Here is a 14,673-nt window from a genome sequence, read left to right on the forward strand (position 1 = left end):
CCGCGCGCAAAGGCAAAATGATAATTCGTTTTCCCGCGGCAGTCAGGCCGGCGCCCGTGCCATCCGCTCTCGATAGGAATGGTCCAATTTCTGAAAAAACGCCAGTCCGGCCGGCCCCGCCACCTTTTCCAGCGAACGGCGCAGCCGTTCAATATTGCGGCGCTGGCCCGCGCGGGACACCCCGCCCTGCCTGCCGCGATCGAAATCGATGATCCAGGCCTTGCCGCGCTCGTCCACCAGGATGTTGTAAGCGTTCAGGTCGGCATGCCAGACGCCGGCCTGGTGCATGCGGGCGATGGCGTCCGCGGCCACGTCCCAGACGGGCTGGTCCAGCAAGGCCGCCAGCGGGCGGACGTCCGGCAGGCGGGCCACCAGGATGGCGGCCTCATAGCCCAGCCGCCCCACCCGCCAGTAGCCCGCGGCCAGGGGCGCCGGCACCGGCAGGCCTTGCGAGGCCAGGGACTCCAGCAGTTGGAATTCCATGAAGCAGCGGGTGCGCGCTTCTCCCAGCCATACGTACCGCTGCCGGCTCAGCCGGGCGATCATGCCGCCGCGGCGGTAATGGCGCAGGACCCCATGGCCGAAACCACCGTCGACGAACCAGGCGGCCTGGCGCCCGCCAGCCTGTACGGGGCTGGCATGGGCGCCGTAATGGGCAGGGTCGAATAGCTCCGGGCCGGGCAGCGCGATGCGTACCGCGTCAAAGCACATCGCCCCGGGCCGGTCACCGTCCCAGGCCAGCCGGCGCACGTCAGCCGGCACGGTTGCGCATCCAGTCGGCGGTGCCGCAGAAGGCATGCAGCAGACGGTCCATCAGCGGCGCCGGCACCCCCAGGTCCTGCATGGCGCGGCCCATGCAGGCCACCCACTGGTCGCGCTCCGCCTCGCCGATGGAGAACGGCAGATGGCGCGCGCGCAGGCGCGGATGACCGTAGCGCTGCACATAATGGTCCGGCCCGCCGAAATAGCCGCACAGGAACAGGAAGAGTTTTTCGCGCGCCGAATCCAGGCTGGGACCATGCGCCGCGCGCAAGGCGGCGAAGTCTTCTTCCATGTCCATCAGGTCATAGAAACGGTTGACCAGGGCGCGCACGGCGTCCTCGCCGCCCAGCAGCTCGAAAATCGTGCGGGTATGGTCCAGGGGTTCGAAGATGGGTTCGACCCGCGTGGTGGTAGTCATGTTGCTTCTCGTAGGGTGACCAGCGGCGGCGTGCGCAGTACGCCGCGCAAGGCCAGCGCGCCGCCGGCCCAGGCGCCCAGCATGCCGGCGGCGATGCCGGCCAGCCACGGCCACAGGCTGAAGGTAATGTCGAAATCGAAGACCCGCTGCGACAGCGCCCAGGCCACCGCGCTGGCGCCGGCCGCCGCCAGCATGCCGGCCAGGCCGCCGACCGCGAGCAGTTCGATGCGCTGCGCGCGCGCCAGCTGCTGCCGGGTGGCGCCGAGGGCGCGCAGCACGGCGGCTTCACGCACGCGTTCGTCGCGGGTGGCGGCCAGCGCGGCCGTCAGTACCAGGACGCCCGCGGCCAGGGTGAAGCCGAACAGCAGTTGCACGGCCTGGGCGACCTGGTCCAGCACGTCCTGCAACTGGCGCAGTATGGCGTCCACGTCGAACACGGTCAGATTGGGATAGCGTTGCACCAGTCGCGGCAGCAGTTGCGCCTGGCCGGGCGGCAGGCGGAAGGAGGTAATCCAGCTTTGCGGCGCGTCGGCCAGGACGCCGGGCGAGAGCATGGCGAAGAAGTTCGCCCGCATCGTATCCCAGTCCACGCCGCGCATGCTGGTGACCGTGACCTCGACCTGCTGGCCGGCGATGTCGAAGGTCAGCTTGTCGCCCATGTGCAGGCCCAGCGTGCGTGAAATGCCGGATTCCATCGACACCTCGCGCGAATCCGGCGCCATCCATCGGCCGGCCTGCAGGGTGTTGTACGACGGCATGCGGTCGCTGTACGAGAGGTTGAACTCACGGTCCACCAGGCGCCGCGCACGGTCTTCCGTATAGTCCGCGGAGGATACCTGGCGGCCGTTCACCGCCACCAGGCGGCCGCGGATCATGGGGAACAAGGTGACGTCGGCGACGCCGGCATTGGTCAGCGCGGCGGCGACGGGCTCGCGCTGGTCCGGCTGGATGTTGATCAGGAAGCGGTTGGGCGCGTCGGGCGGCAGCGTGCGCTGCCAGCCCGCGATCAGGTCGGTGCGCGTCATGGCCAGCAACAGCAGCGCCATCAGGCCTATGGCCAGCGCGCACACCTGCGTGACGGTGGCCGCCCGGCGCCGCACGACGCCCGCCAGGGCGAAACGCAGGGCTGGCATGCCGCCGGCGGCGCGCCGCAGCCGCGCCAGGGCCTGCACGCACAGCCAGGCGACCAGCGCGAAGGCGGCGAAAGCGCCGAGAAAGCCGCCGGCGATCACCGCCCCCAGTTGCGCGTCCCCGGCGAACCACCAAATCAGCAGCGCGAAACCGGCGGCGCCCACGGCGTAGCCCAGCACGCTGCCCATGCGTACCCCGCCGGCATCGCGCCGCAGGACGCGCGCGGGCGGCACGTGGCGCAGTTGGGCGAGCGAGGGCAAGGCGAAGCCCAGCAGCAGCCACATGCCGGTGGCCAGGCCCTGGGCGGCGGGAATGACCGACGGGGGCGGCAGATCGACGCCGGCCATGCGACCCAGCATGGAGAGCAGGCCCAGGTGGACCACGTAGCCCGCCAGGCCGCCCAGGACGGACCCCGCCAGGCCGACCAGTACGAACTCCACCGACAAGACACGGGTGACCTGCGGCTGCGTGGCGCCCAGGCAGCGCATGACCGCGATGCCATCGCGATGCCGCAGCATGAAGCGTGTCGCCGCCAGGGCCACCGCGACGGCGGAAATCAATACGGCGAGCAAGGCGACCAGCGACAGGAAACGCTGCGCGCGATCCAGCACGCGGCGGATTTCCGGGCGTCCGGACTCCACGGTGGCCAGCTTCTGCCCGCGTTGCAGGTGGGTGTCCAGCCACTGCTTGTAGGCGGATACCGCGGGCGCCTCGCCGGCGGCGAGCAAGCCGTAATCGACGCGGCTGCCCGGCGCGAGCAATCCCGTGGCCGGCAATTCGTCGGCGCGCATCAGGACGCGCGGCGACAGATTCACGAAGGACATGCCGCGGTCCGGTTCGTAGGTGACGACGCGGGCAATACGGAAGCGGCTGTCGCCCAGTGTGATCGTGTCGCCCATCTTGACGCGCAGGGAGGCCAATAGCTGCGGATCGACCCAGACCGTGCCGCGTTCGGGTATGCCGCGCGTGGCGCTTTCCGCGCCGGCGGGCGCGGCGGCCGTGCGCAGGCTGCCGCGCAGGGGATAGCCGTCTTCGACCGCTTTGAGCGATACCAGTTGCGCGGCCTGGTCGGCCGAAGCCATGGAGGGAAACTGGAACGTATGGACCAGTTGCAGTCCCTGGTCCATCGCCTGGCGTTCGAAGGCCGGCGGAATCGGTTCGTCGGCGTCCAGTACGATGTCGCCGCCCAGCATCTGGGCGGCATCGCGCTCCAGCGCGCGGCCGACGCGGTCGGCCAGGAAGCCGACGCTGGTCACCGCCGCCACGGCGACGATGAGGGCGATCAATAACAGGCGCAATTCACCCGAACGCCAATCGCGCAGCAGCGTGCGGACGCCGAGCCTGACATCGGAAGCCAGGCCGGAGGCTGCGGCCGCGGGCATGGCGGCATCGAGACGAGCGGCGGAGGTATGCATGGCCTTATCGTAACCTGACAGTTCGCTAACAAAGGCGAAAACGACCCCTCCATGCTTTTGGGGCGGTTCTGCGGAAGGGAAAGCCCCCACGCCGCGCCGGTAAACCGGCTTGCTGCCCCCCGAGGGGGCTTTTTGCCTTGGGGCGGCCCTACGGCAAAAACGCCCCCACGCCGCGCCGGCAAACCGGCTTGCTGCCCCCCGAGGGGGCTTTTTGCCTTGGGGCGGCCCTACGGCAAAAAAGGCGAAGCTCCCTCTCGGAAGCTTCGCCCTCGGGACTGCCACAGCGCCGAGATAGACGCGGGCTTACTTGGCGGCGGGCGTTGCCGGCGTCGCGGGGGTCGCCGACTTCTTGGCCTTGGTGCCGGATTTGGCCTTGTGCTTGTGGGTGGTGGTCTTTGCCGGCTTGGCGGTGGTACCGGCGTCGGCAGCGAAAACTGCCGGTGCGGCGGTCAGACCCAGGCACAGGGCGGACGCGGACAAAAACGCAGCAACGCGGGAGCGGTTGGTCATTTAAGAACTCCAGGTTAAGCAAGGCCACGTGGCCTCATCCCACGGGCACGGCCGATTGCCGTGATCCCCGTACTGCCTTGGAGCAAGCACCCTCGCGAAGGTTTCACGACAGGCAAAAAAAATTGCATGATCTGCGATTTAGACATAGTCCCCGGCAGTTCGGCGCATTTTCCTTCGAACTGCTTTCAGGATGCCGTCTGCCTGCTTAAACCGACATGCTCGAATGCATGGATCGCGCGGCCGTGCGATCGAACGAAACGCGATCGCCGTGATCCCGCGCGTAATGACGCATGCCTGATCCGACGCGCATGAAGGCCATCACGCGTTCTTCAATCTATCCAGCGCGTTCTCCAGGCGATCGACGGCCCATACCTCCAGGCCTTCGATCGGCTGGCGCGGCGCGTTGGCCTTGGGTATCAGCGCGACGCTGAAGCCCAGCTTGGCCGCTTCGCGCAGGCGTTCCTGCCCGCGCGGCGCGGGCCGGATTTCGCCGGCCAGGCCGACTTCGCCGAAGGCGACCAGACCGCGCGGCAAGGGCCGGTCGCGTAGCGAAGAGATGATGGAAAGCAATACCGGCAGGTCCGCGGCCGGCTCGGTAATGCGCACGCCGCCGACGGCATTGACGAAGACGTCCTGGTCCGAGGTGACCACGCCGGCATGCCGGTGCAGCACCGCCAGCAGCATCGCCAGGCGATTGCTTTCCAGGCCCACCGTCAGGCGCCGTGGATTGGAGCCTTGCACGCCATCGACCAGCGCCTGGATTTCCACCAGCAAGGGCCGCGTTCCTTCCTGCGTCGCCATCACGCAGGAGCCCGCCACCTGGCGATCGTGCTGCGACAGGAACAGCGCCGAGGGATTGGCCACGCCGCGCAGACCGCGATCGGTCATCGCGAATACGCCAAGTTCATTGACCGCGCCGAAACGGTTCTTGAAGGCGCGCACCAGGCGGAAGGACGAATGCGTATCGCCTTCGAAGTACAGCACCGTGTCGACGATGTGTTCCAGCACCCGAGGCCCGGCCAGCGCGCCATCCTTGGTGACGTGGCCGATCATCACGATGGCGATGCCGGTCTGCTTGGCCAGCCGCGTCAATTGCGCGGCGCATTCTCGCACCTGCGATACCGAGCCTGGCGCGGCGGTAAGTTCGCCGCTGTATAGCGTCTGTATGGAGTCGATCACGGCCACCGCCGGCTTCTGCTCGGTGACCGCGGCCTGGATGGCTTCCAGGCGGATTTCCGCCAACAGATTGACGTTGCCGGTATTCAGGCCCAGGCGCCGCGCGCGCAACGCCACCTGTTCGGCCGACTCTTCGCCCGTGACATACAGCACGTTGGCGGTTTCGGACAGCGATGCCAGGGCCTGCAGCAGCAAGGTCGACTTGCCTATGCCGGGATCGCCGCCTATCAGCACGACGGCGCCCGCCACCAGGCCGCCACCCAGCACACGGTCGAACTCTTCCAGTCCGGTGGGTTGGCGCGGGACCTCGCGCGCTTCGATTTCAGCCAGGCTGCGCACCGGGCTGGACGCCGCCAAGGGCGCATAGCGATGCGAAGCGGCCGCCGCGGGGGCGGCGGATTCCAGCGTTTCTTCCAGGGTGTTCCAGGCGCCGCAATGCGGACACTTGCCCTGCCATTTCGGGCTGGTGCCGCCGCATTCGGCGCAGACGTAGACGGTTCGGGATTTGGCCATGCCGGCAGTGTACCGGCATGGCGGGTGGATGGCCGCGGCGCGGGGCCGCTATCCGTCACACAGGACGGTCATACAGGGCGGCCTACAGGACAGTCACATCGGACGGCCGCGCCGGACGGCCACGCTGGACGGTCAGGCGCCACGGCCGGGCGCGATGGCCCGGGCGATGGCCTATGCGCTCAGCGTCCGGCGATGCTGCCGCCGCCGTCCACCGCCAGGACCTGCCCGGTGATATAGCCCGCGTCGTCGGACAGCAGGAAGGCGATGGCCGCGGCCACGTCGGCCGGCGCGCCGACGCGCTTCATAGGGATGGAGGACAGGATGCGCTTTTCGGCGTCGCTGCCGACCGGCCGGCTGGCGCGGAACAGCTCGGTTTCGATGGGACCGGGCGACACCGCGTTGACGGTGATGCCGAATTCGGCCAGCTCCAGCGCCCAGCTGCGGGTACACCCGACCAGCGCACTCTTGGCGGCCGAGTAGCTGGTGCGGTCATAGCCGCCATGGATGGCGCGGCTGACCACATTGACGATGCGGCCGGCGCGCCGCACCTTCATCGATTCGACGAAAGCCTGGGCCACCTGCACGGCAACGCGCACGTTCAGATCCAGCACGTTGTACAGCGATGCCAGCTCGATGGATCCCAGCGGCTGGGGCAATACCAGGCCGACATTGTTGACCACCGCGTCGACCGGATACTTGTCGCGTATTTCGCGCAGGGTTTCTTCCGTCTTGCCGGCGTCCGACAGGTCACAGGCATAGAGATAGCCCGGAAAATCGACGTCGCCGGTATGGCGGGCGATGCCGACGACGTGGCACCCCATATCCGCAAGACGGCGCGTCAACGCCCAACCGATTCCCTTGGTGGCGCCCGTTATGAGCACGCATTTATCTTTCATGATCTACCCTCGACAACAACCTGCTTACCGCAAAGCACCGAGTAGACCACCAACCGGACCGTCTGTCTTGGGTTTCGTAACAGTTGGGTGGAGCAATCTGGCGCCGGCGGGATGCCGGCGCGCAGGGGCCCACCGGGCCGTCAATCCACCGAAGCGTGGGATTGCTGGACGATGACGCGCCAGCGCGCGATTTCATCGGCCAGGAATTTCTTGAAGAACGCCGGCGATTCGTTCATCGGCGCCATGCCCAGGTCCTCGAACCGCTGGCGCATTTCCGGTTGCGCCATGGCCTGGTTCACCGCCTTGTTCAGTTTGTCGACGATGGGCTGCGGCGTGCCGGCGGGCGCGACGATGGAATACCAGGTCGCCACGTTCATGTCCTTTACGCCGGCTTCCTCCATCGTCGGGATGTTGGGCACGGCCGGGAAACGCTTGGCGCTGGTGATCGCCAGCGCCTTGAGCTGTCCGCTTTCGATCAATTGCTTGCTGCTGGGAATGTTGATGAAGGTGAAATCCGCCTCGCCGCTGATCACGGCCGTCAGCGCGGGCGCCGATCCCTTGTAAGGAATATGCGTGGCGTCGAAGCCGCCCTTGTTCTTGAACAGTTCGCCCGCCAGATGCTGGGTACTGCCGCTGCCCGCCGAAGAGAAGTTCAGCTTGCCCGGATGCGCCTTGCCGTAGGCGATCAGGTCGCTGACCGATTTGACCGGCAGCTTGGGATTGACCAGCAGCAGATTGGGCGCCTCGGCAAAAATCGCCACCGGCTCGAAGTCCTTCACCGCGTCATAGTCGAGCTTCTTGTAAAGCGTGACGTTGATCGCCAGCGCCGTCGAGGACAGCGACAAGGTATAGCCGTCCGGCGCCGAGCGGGCGACGTAGGAAGCGCCGATATTGGTGCCGGCGCCGGGCCGGTTTTCCACCACGATGGAGCCATGCAGGATGGACGCCAGCTCCTTGGCCAGCAGTCGCGCCGCGACGTCGTTGCCGCCGCCGGGCGCATAGCCGACCACCAGCTTGATGGGATGGTCGGGGTACTTGTCGGCGGGCGTGGATTGCGCCGTCGCGGCCGCGCTCGCCGCCAGCAGCGAACAGCCGAACCACGCGGTCTTGAGTGACAGGCGCTTGAGGGGAAAACGGAACTTCATGTGCGACGTCTCCATGTGTAATGTGTTGTTGTGGTGTTCAGGGGGGACTTGCCGCCCGCCCGGCGGCAAGCATTACGCCATCCGCTCGCGCGTGCGCGAGTTCGGCGATGGCGTTATATCCGATCATGCCCAGGGCGCGGAAGACTTCGTCGCGCAGCAGCCGGGCGGCATGCTGCACCCCGGCCTCGCCGGCGACCACATTGGCGAAATTGAACGGCCGGCCGACGAAGACGAAGTCCGCGCCCAGCGCCAGCGCCTTGACGACGTCCGTGCCGCGGCGAAAGCCGCCGTCGACCATGACGGGTATGCGCGGGCCCGAGCTTTCCAGCGCGGCGATCACGGCGGGCAGCATGCGCACCGACGACGGGCTACCGTCCAGCTGGCGCCCGCCATGGTTGGACACGATAATGCCGTCGGCGCCGCGATCGCGCGCGATGCGGCAATCCTCGGGGTGCAGCAGGCCCTTGACGATCAGCTTGCCGCGCCAGGATGCACGGATCAGGGAAAAGCGCTCCCAATCCATATGGTCCTTGGGGGCGTGGTCGCGTATCGCCGTCGCCGAGATAATCGGCGCGCCGCGGGTCGCGAAGGAATTCTCGAAGTGCGGCATGCCGGTGCGCAGCAGCGTGCGCAGAAAGACCTTCATCAGCCAGCCGGGATGCGACAGCCCGTCCCAGGCCAGCGACAGACTGGGCCGCAGGGGCGTGGTGAAGCCGGCGCGCACCTGGTTTTCCCGGCTGGCGCCGATGAAGGTATCGAAAGTCAGGACCAGATTCCGGTAGCCCGCCGCCTGTATGCGCTGCAGCAGCGGTGTCGTGCGTTCGATATCGCCGGGCAGATAGGCCTGGAACCAGGCATCCGGATTGGCGGCGATGACGTCCTCCATGCGTATGGTCGACGTGCCGCTGACGATCATGGGGATATGGAAAGCCCGCGCGGCCCGCGCCAGGGCGACGTCGCCGCGGTAGGCCGCCAGCGCCGACAGGCCCATGGGACAGATGCCGAACGGAGCCGACCATTGCTCGCCGAATAGCGTGGTGGCGACGGATCGCCGGGAGACGTCGCGCATCACGCGGGTCACCAGCAGGTATTCCTCGAACACCGCGCGGTTTTCCCGCAGCGTGTGCGTGTCTTCGGTACCGCCGGCCACATATTCATAGACGGCGCGTGGCAGGCGACGGCGGGCCTGCCTTTGGAAATCGTCCAGCGAAAAAATGCGCTTCAGGGCCCTGGGTCTGGTCTGCGATGCCATCGATGTGCCGGCCTGGCGCGGTCCCGATGGCCGCGAGCGCCTCGCAGCCAGTGCGTGGGGTCTCCGGACAAAGGCTGGCGCCAATGCCTTTTTTTGTATTTGTCTCTAGGCCGGCTAGTGTGCCGGCTTCGCCCGGAAACCGCATTCGGCCCGGCCAAACGGCTGTTAGGCGCAAACGAATGGGAGACAACCGAATGCTATGCTTTCGCCGCCCGAGCGTCGCGGACGGCTGGCCCCGGCGGGCAGCCCGGGAAGGCCGCTCCGGCAGGCCGCCGGTAACCTCCCGCATGGGCCGACGAGCCATCACAATCCATGGAACTCAGACAACTTCGATCCTTCGTTCGCGTGGTCGAGCTCAGCAGCATGGGACGGGCGGCGGTGGAGCTGGGTATCGCCACCTCCACGCTCAGCCAGCAGATCAGCCAGCTCGAAAGCGAACTGGCGACCCGGCTGCTGCAGCGCCGCTCGACCGGCGTTTTCCCGACCGAAGCCGGCCTGGACTTCTGGCACCAGGCGCAGGTCATCCTGCGGCAGGTGGACACCGCCGCCGCGGTAGCCCGCCAGGGCAGGTTTTCCGGCCAGGTCAGCATAGGCATGGCCACCACCACCGCCGCCGTCCTGACGGTGCCGCTGTTGTCGGCCATGCGGGAACGCTATCCCGCGGTGCGCGTCCGGATCGTCGAGGGATTGACCGCGCATCTGGCCGCGCTGCTGAATTCCCGCCAGCTGGACCTGGCGCTGCTTTTCGAGGCGCACGATCCCAAGCGCTGGAGCGTAACGCCGCTGGTGGACGAAAGGCTGTTCGTGGTGACCCGGCAGGACCTCGCCGGACTACCGCCCACGCTGGCCGAGGCCAAAAGCGTCAGGGTGAACCAGATCGGCGACCTGCCCTTGATCATGCCGGGCAACAGCCACGCCTTGCGGGATCTGCTGACGGCCAGCTTCAACGCGGTGAAACGCAGCCCCAACGTAGTGCTGGAGATCGACGGCGCCCATAGCCTGATGCGGGCGGTGCGGGCGGGATTGGGCGCGACCGTCCAGCCGGGGGCCGTGCTGTCCATGCTGGCGCCGGACGGCCAAGCCATGGCCGACGACCAACTGCTGCGCGCGATACAGATCGAGGATACGTCGATGCGGCGGCGTTGCCTGCTGGCCAGTTTTTCCGACGATGAGCTGTCGCCGTCCGCGCTGGCGACCCGGGTGATCCTGGTGCAGCTGGCCAGGCAACTGGTGCGGGATGGCGTCTGGCACGGCGCCATCATGCTGTAGGCCTCGCCGTCCCTGCTTGCCTTGCGGGTGCGGGCGCCACCGTGCCGGCGCGCCGCGCCGGCCGCCTGCATACCTGATTTGCCAACCCTGGCATAGCTTGCCCTGGCGCCGCCGCCTACCATGCCGTCCATCAAGACAACAAAAACAATGGAGGCAACTTGCGAACAGCTTCTGCGCTGGCGCTGCTGGCGGCGATCGGCCTGGCCATCGCGAGGCCGGCACCCGCCGATGCGGCGGGCGCGGCTGACAGCTATCCCGCCCACGCCATTACCCTGGTCAATCCCTATGCCGCCGGCGGACCCGCCGACATCGTGGCCCGCAGCCTGGCGCGCGGACTGGAAAAACGCCTGGGCCAGCCCGTGGTGGTGGAAAGCAAGCCCGGCGGCGGCGCGTCGATAGGCACGGGCTACGTCGCCCGCGCCAAACCCGACGGCTATACCCTGCTGCTCGGCACCTCCGCCGGCCACGTGGTCACCCCACTGATGCAGAAAACCCCTTACGACGGCGTGCGCGACTTCGCCTTCGCATCCGTGGTCGCCGTGCAGCCCATCATGCTGGCCGTCAACCCAACGCGCGGTATCAGGACCGTCGCGGAGCTGATCGCGCGCGCCCAGGCCGCGCCGGGCAAGCTCAGCTACGGCTCGGCCGGGGTGGGCGGCGCCACGCATCTGGGCGCCGAGCTCTTCCAGCAGGCGGCGCATATCCAACTGAACCATATCCCCTACCCCGGCGCCTCGCCCGCGGTCAATGACGCCGTCGGCGGGCAGCTGGACATGGTGATGCTGAATCTGTCGGCCAGCCTGCCCTTCATACGCCAGGGCCGCCTGCTTCCGCTGGCCTATGCCGCCGACCGGCGTTCGCCGCTGCTGCCGCAGGTGCCGACCCTGGACGAAGCCGGCGTGCACGGCGCCCGGGCGGCAACGTGGTACAGCCTGGCCGCGCCCGCCGGCACGCCCCCGGCCATCGTGCAGCGCTTGAGCGATGCGGTCCGCGCCGTGAACGAGGATTCCGACTACCGGCGCGTGATGGAGGAACAGGCAGTGGAATTGATGGCCCTGACGCCCGCCCAGGCGCAGGCCTATGTGGAGAAGGACCGCGCCGACATGCGCGCGCTGCTGGGCCGGCTGGGCCTGCTGGCGAAATGAGATTCTTATTGGCCCGATCGCTTGCGCGCCGGCACAGGCCGGTGCACCGGCACGCCGGGCGGGGAACCCGATGAACTTCGACTTCAGCGAGCTGGCATCCGCCGATGCATTCAAACTGCTATCCAGCGTGGTGGTGCCGCGGCCCATCGCCTGGGTCGTGACGCAGTCGACGGAAGACCGGATCAATGCCGCGCCCTTCTCGTTCTTCAATGTGGTGAGCAGCGACCCGCCCATCGTGGCGCTGGGCGTGGGACCGCGCGGCGGCCAATTGAAGGACACTTCGCGCAATATCCTGGCCACGCGCGAGTTCGTCATCAACGTCGCGTCCGCGAGTCTCGGACCGCAGATGGCGCACACCAGCCTGGACTACGTGGCCGACGTCGACGAACTGGCACGGGCGGGCCTGACCACCGCGCCGTCGCTGCGCGTGAAGCCGCCGCGCATCGCGCAAAGCCCGGCGGCGTTGGAATGCCGGGTGTGGCAGGTCCTCGAAGCCGCGCCGCAACGGATCATCGTGCTGGCGCGCGTCGTCGCCATGTACGTGCGCGATGACGCCATGCTGGACCCGCGCAGGTTCTACGTGGACACGCCCGCGCTGCGGCTGCTGGGCCGCATGCATGGCGCCGGCTGGTACGCGCACACGGACAATCTTTTCCAGATGCCGGCGCCGGATGCCGCCGGCGACCCCGCGGTACGGCCGCCCCAGGGGCACTGACAGTTTCAGGAGATCCACATGAAGTTGCATTGGTCGCCGCGTTCGCCTTTCGTGCGCAAAGTCATGATCGTGCTGTACGAGGCAGGCATCGACGATCGCGTGCGCTGCGTGCGCACGCCGGTGGCGATGGACAAGCCCAATCTGGAGCTGGTGCGCGACAACCCGCTCATCAAGCTGCCTACGTTGGTGCTTGACGACGGCACCGCGATCTACGATTCGCGCGTCATTTGCGCCTATCTGAATGAGCTGGCCGGCGCCGGCCTGGTGCCGGCCGACGCCCCGGGACGGCTGACCGCCGAGCGGCGCCAGGCCCTGGGCGATGGGCTGCTGGACATGCTGCTGCTGTTCCGCCAGGAACGCAACAAGCCGCCCGAACGACAGACGCCGGCATGGCTGGACGCCTTCGCGTTGAAGCTCAATGCGGCACTGGCCGCGCTGGAACGGGAAGCGCCCGCGCTGCGGGCCACCCGTTTCGACCTGGGCCTGATCGCCATCGGTTGCGCCTTGTCCTATCTGGACTACCGCTTCGCCGATCTGCCCTGGCGCGACGGGCATCCCGCGCTGGCGGCGTGGCACCGCGAATTCTGCGCGCGTCCGTCGGTGGCGCGCACGGCGCCGGACGACGCGGCGGCTTGACACGGATAACCCCCAAGGACATCACATGAGCCGTATTCCATTCCCCACGCCCGAAACAATGACCGCGGCCCAGCGTCAGGTCTACGACCGCATCGTCTCGGGTCCGCGCGGCCGTCTGGTCGGTCCGCTGCGGGCCGCCTTGCACAACCCCGAGCTGGCGGACCGCTGGCAGGCGCTGGGCGCCTTGCTGCGCTTCGGCACCAGCCTGCCGCCGCGGGTCAGCGAGCTGGCCATCGTGGTGACGGCAAGACGATGGAACAGCCAGATCGAATGGCACATCCATGCCCAGGCCGCCGCCGACGCCGGCATCCCCCCCGCCGTGCTGGGGGCAATCCGCGATGGACGCCTGCCGGACTTCGACATGCCCGCCGACGAAGTCGTCTACGAGTATGCGCGCCAGTTGCAGGAAACCGGACAGGTCGCGCCGGCGCTGTACGCGCGGGCGATCGAACATTGGGGAGTAACCGGCGTGGTGGAGCTGACGGCCGTCATCGGCTACTACACGATGGTGTCCATGACGCTGAACGCACATGAGATCCCCATGCCGGATGATGCGCCCGATCCATTGCAGGTGCCGACCGAAGCCGGCCAGCCGGCGCTGAGCCGCCTGCCGCGACTGTCTCAGGCGCTGAGGGCGCCGCAATCACAACCGTCACCGCAATCGCCCGGCTCAGCCCCACCATCCCCATCGTCACAACCATCCGGCAGGAACGGACGATGAGCCGCGCGACGCCGCCGCGTACCGGGGACGCCGACGGAACGCCGGTTCCGGCCAGCCAGGCCGTTCCCTATATTCCCGCCGCCACGGAAACGCCCCGCATGCCGGGACGGCCGCGCCGCGCGCTCATGCCGGACGCCTGCGACGCGCATTGTCATGTGTTCGGCCCCTATGACCGCTTCCCGCTGCGGCACCCGTCCTCATACGCCGCGCCTGACGCTCCGGCCGAGCGCTATCTGGCGATGCTGGATACGCTGGGCGCGCGACGCGGCGTGCTGGTGCAGCCCGCGCCCTACGGCACCGATCCGGTAGCCCTGCTCGATGCATTGCGACTGGGCGGAGACCGCCTGCGCGGCGTGGCGGTGGCCGATCCAGACGTCGGCGATGCCCAGTTGCAAGCCTGGCACGACGGCGGCGTGCGGGCGCTGCGTTTCGTCGAGGCGCGCGATCCGGCGGGACGGCTGTTCCCGGGCAGCGTCGGCTTCGACCAGATCGCCGCGCTGGCGCCGCGCATGAAACAGCATGGGCTGCACGCGCAGTTGTGGGCTCCTTGCGATGTGTACGCGCGCCATCTGCCGGCGCTGGCGCGGCTGGGGTTGACGCTGGTCATCGACCATCTCGGCAGCCTGGTGCCGGCGCGCGGCCCGCAAGACGCGGTATTCCAGCTGATGCGAGGGCTGCTCGCGGACGGCGCCCTCTGGATGAAGCTGACGCTGTGCCGTGTCGGCAAGGCACCGGACTACGCCGACGCGCGGTATCTGCATGACGCCTTCGTCGCCGCCAATCCCGATCAGGTGCTGTGGGGATCCGATTGGCCCTATGTGCGCATGGGGGACAAGGCGCCCGCGGCGGATGCCTTGCTGGACCTGGCGTGGGACTGGTTGGGTAGCGATGCCCTGCGCCGGAAAGTCTGGGTGGACAATCCGGCCCGGCTGTACGGTTTTCCGGGCGGTTGATCGTTCACCCGCGGCG

14 protein-coding genes are annotated in these 14,673 nt (G+C 68.1%); 6 read left to right on the forward strand and 8 right to left on the reverse strand.

The window, feature by feature from the left end; all coding sequences use genetic code 11:
• Positions 1–42 precede the first annotated feature (42 nt).
• The 8 genes from ACNA0R_RS22780 to ACNA0R_RS22815 form a co-directional block, all read right to left on the reverse strand.
• Positions 43–762, reverse strand: coding sequence for a 3-deoxy-D-manno-octulosonic acid kinase (locus tag ACNA0R_RS22780; RefSeq protein ID WP_415828351.1), 720 nt, complete (start codon positions 760–762; stop codon positions 43–45).
• A complete protein-coding gene (locus ACNA0R_RS22785; RefSeq protein WP_415828352.1) occupies positions 752–1,180 on the reverse strand; it encodes a group II truncated hemoglobin in 429 nt (142 codons plus the stop codon). The genes ACNA0R_RS22780 and ACNA0R_RS22785 overlap by 11 nt, the downstream gene beginning before the upstream one ends.
• Complete coding sequence (locus ACNA0R_RS22790) at positions 1,177–3,693, reverse strand: ABC transporter permease (RefSeq protein WP_415828453.1); 2,517 nt, start codon at positions 3,691–3,693, stop codon at positions 1,177–1,179. The genes ACNA0R_RS22785 and ACNA0R_RS22790 overlap by 4 nt, the downstream gene beginning before the upstream one ends.
• A 336-nt stretch (positions 3,694–4,029) precedes the next feature.
• Positions 4,030–4,236, reverse strand: coding sequence for a hypothetical protein (locus tag ACNA0R_RS22795; protein ID WP_415828353.1), 207 nt, complete (start codon positions 4,234–4,236; stop codon positions 4,030–4,032).
• A gap of 318 nt (positions 4,237–4,554) precedes the next feature.
• Positions 4,555–5,925, reverse strand: coding sequence for a DNA repair protein RadA (gene radA, locus ACNA0R_RS22800; RefSeq protein WP_415828354.1), 1,371 nt, complete (start codon positions 5,923–5,925; stop codon positions 4,555–4,557).
• A gap of 179 nt (positions 5,926–6,104) precedes the next feature.
• Positions 6,105–6,821, reverse strand: coding sequence for an SDR family oxidoreductase (locus ACNA0R_RS22805; RefSeq protein ID WP_415828355.1), 717 nt, complete (start codon positions 6,819–6,821; stop codon positions 6,105–6,107).
• 140 nt (positions 6,822–6,961) lie between these two features.
• Entirely contained in the window at positions 6,962–7,966 is a 1,005-nt protein-coding gene (locus tag ACNA0R_RS22810) for a tripartite tricarboxylate transporter substrate binding protein (protein ID WP_415828356.1), read from the reverse strand.
• Between the two features lie 37 nt (positions 7,967–8,003).
• Positions 8,004–9,218 carry an alpha-hydroxy acid oxidase gene (locus ACNA0R_RS22815; RefSeq protein ID WP_415828357.1) on the reverse strand — a complete coding sequence of 405 codons (1,215 nt, stop codon included), beginning with the start codon at positions 9,216–9,218 and terminating at the stop codon, positions 8,004–8,006.
• A gap of 312 nt (positions 9,219–9,530) precedes the next feature.
• Between ACNA0R_RS22815 and ACNA0R_RS22820 the strand changes: the two genes are divergently transcribed.
• From ACNA0R_RS22820 to ACNA0R_RS22845, 6 genes are all read left to right on the forward strand, one after another.
• The gene (locus tag ACNA0R_RS22820) at positions 9,531–10,487 is read left to right on the forward strand and encodes a LysR substrate-binding domain-containing protein (RefSeq protein WP_415828358.1); all 957 of its coding nucleotides are present in this window, start codon (positions 9,531–9,533) and stop codon (positions 10,485–10,487) included.
• A gap of 158 nt (positions 10,488–10,645) precedes the next feature.
• The gene (locus tag ACNA0R_RS22825; protein WP_415828359.1) at positions 10,646–11,632 is read left to right on the forward strand and encodes a tripartite tricarboxylate transporter substrate binding protein; all 987 of its coding nucleotides are present in this window, start codon (positions 10,646–10,648) and stop codon (positions 11,630–11,632) included.
• Positions 11,633–11,702: 70 nt separating this feature from the next.
• A complete protein-coding gene (locus tag ACNA0R_RS22830) occupies positions 11,703–12,347 on the forward strand; it encodes a flavin reductase family protein (RefSeq protein ID WP_415828360.1) in 645 nt (214 codons plus the stop codon).
• 18 nt (positions 12,348–12,365) lie between these two features.
• Positions 12,366–12,983, forward strand: coding sequence for a glutathione S-transferase family protein (locus ACNA0R_RS22835; protein WP_415828361.1), 618 nt, complete (start codon positions 12,366–12,368; stop codon positions 12,981–12,983).
• 25 nt (positions 12,984–13,008) lie between these two features.
• A complete protein-coding gene (locus ACNA0R_RS22840) occupies positions 13,009–13,704 on the forward strand; it encodes a carboxymuconolactone decarboxylase family protein (protein WP_415828362.1) in 696 nt (231 codons plus the stop codon).
• The gene (locus ACNA0R_RS22845) at positions 13,701–14,657 is read left to right on the forward strand and encodes an amidohydrolase family protein (protein ID WP_415828363.1); all 957 of its coding nucleotides are present in this window, start codon (positions 13,701–13,703) and stop codon (positions 14,655–14,657) included. The genes ACNA0R_RS22840 and ACNA0R_RS22845 overlap by 4 nt, the downstream gene beginning before the upstream one ends.
• The last annotated feature ends 16 nt before the right edge of the window (positions 14,658–14,673 follow it).

It is taken from the genome of Bordetella sputigena, from assembly GCF_965137885.1.
GTDB lineage: Bacteria > Pseudomonadota > Gammaproteobacteria > Burkholderiales > Burkholderiaceae_B > Bordetella_C > Bordetella_C sputigena.

Excerpts from the sequence above, each read along its gene's own strand:
- ACNA0R_RS22785 (WP_415828352.1), bottom strand. The coding sequence starts at position 1,180 with ATGACTACCACCACGCGGGTCGAACCCATCTTCGAACCCCTGGACCAT.
- ACNA0R_RS22790 (WP_415828453.1), bottom strand. The coding sequence starts at position 3,693 with ATGCCCGCGGCCGCAGCCTCCGGCCTGGCTTCCGATGTCAGGCTCGGC.
- ACNA0R_RS22795 (WP_415828353.1), bottom strand. The coding sequence starts at position 4,236 with ATGACCAACCGCTCCCGCGTTGCTGCGTTTTTGTCCGCGTCCGCCCTG.
- radA (WP_415828354.1), bottom strand. The coding sequence starts at position 5,925 with ATGGCCAAATCCCGAACCGTCTACGTCTGCGCCGAATGCGGCGGCACC.
- ACNA0R_RS22805 (WP_415828355.1), bottom strand. The coding sequence starts at position 6,821 with ATGAAAGATAAATGCGTGCTCATAACGGGCGCCACCAAGGGAATCGGT.
- ACNA0R_RS22810 (WP_415828356.1), bottom strand. The coding sequence starts at position 7,966 with ATGAAGTTCCGTTTTCCCCTCAAGCGCCTGTCACTCAAGACCGCGTGG.
- ACNA0R_RS22815 (WP_415828357.1), bottom strand. The coding sequence starts at position 9,218 with ATGGCATCGCAGACCAGACCCAGGGCCCTGAAGCGCATTTTTTCGCTG.
- ACNA0R_RS22820 (WP_415828358.1), top strand. The coding sequence starts at position 9,531 with ATGGAACTCAGACAACTTCGATCCTTCGTTCGCGTGGTCGAGCTCAGC.
- ACNA0R_RS22830 (WP_415828360.1), top strand. The coding sequence starts at position 11,703 with ATGAACTTCGACTTCAGCGAGCTGGCATCCGCCGATGCATTCAAACTG.
- ACNA0R_RS22835 (WP_415828361.1), top strand. The coding sequence starts at position 12,366 with ATGAAGTTGCATTGGTCGCCGCGTTCGCCTTTCGTGCGCAAAGTCATG.
- ACNA0R_RS22840 (WP_415828362.1), top strand. The coding sequence starts at position 13,009 with ATGAGCCGTATTCCATTCCCCACGCCCGAAACAATGACCGCGGCCCAG.
- ACNA0R_RS22845 (WP_415828363.1), top strand. The coding sequence starts at position 13,701 with ATGAGCCGCGCGACGCCGCCGCGTACCGGGGACGCCGACGGAACGCCG.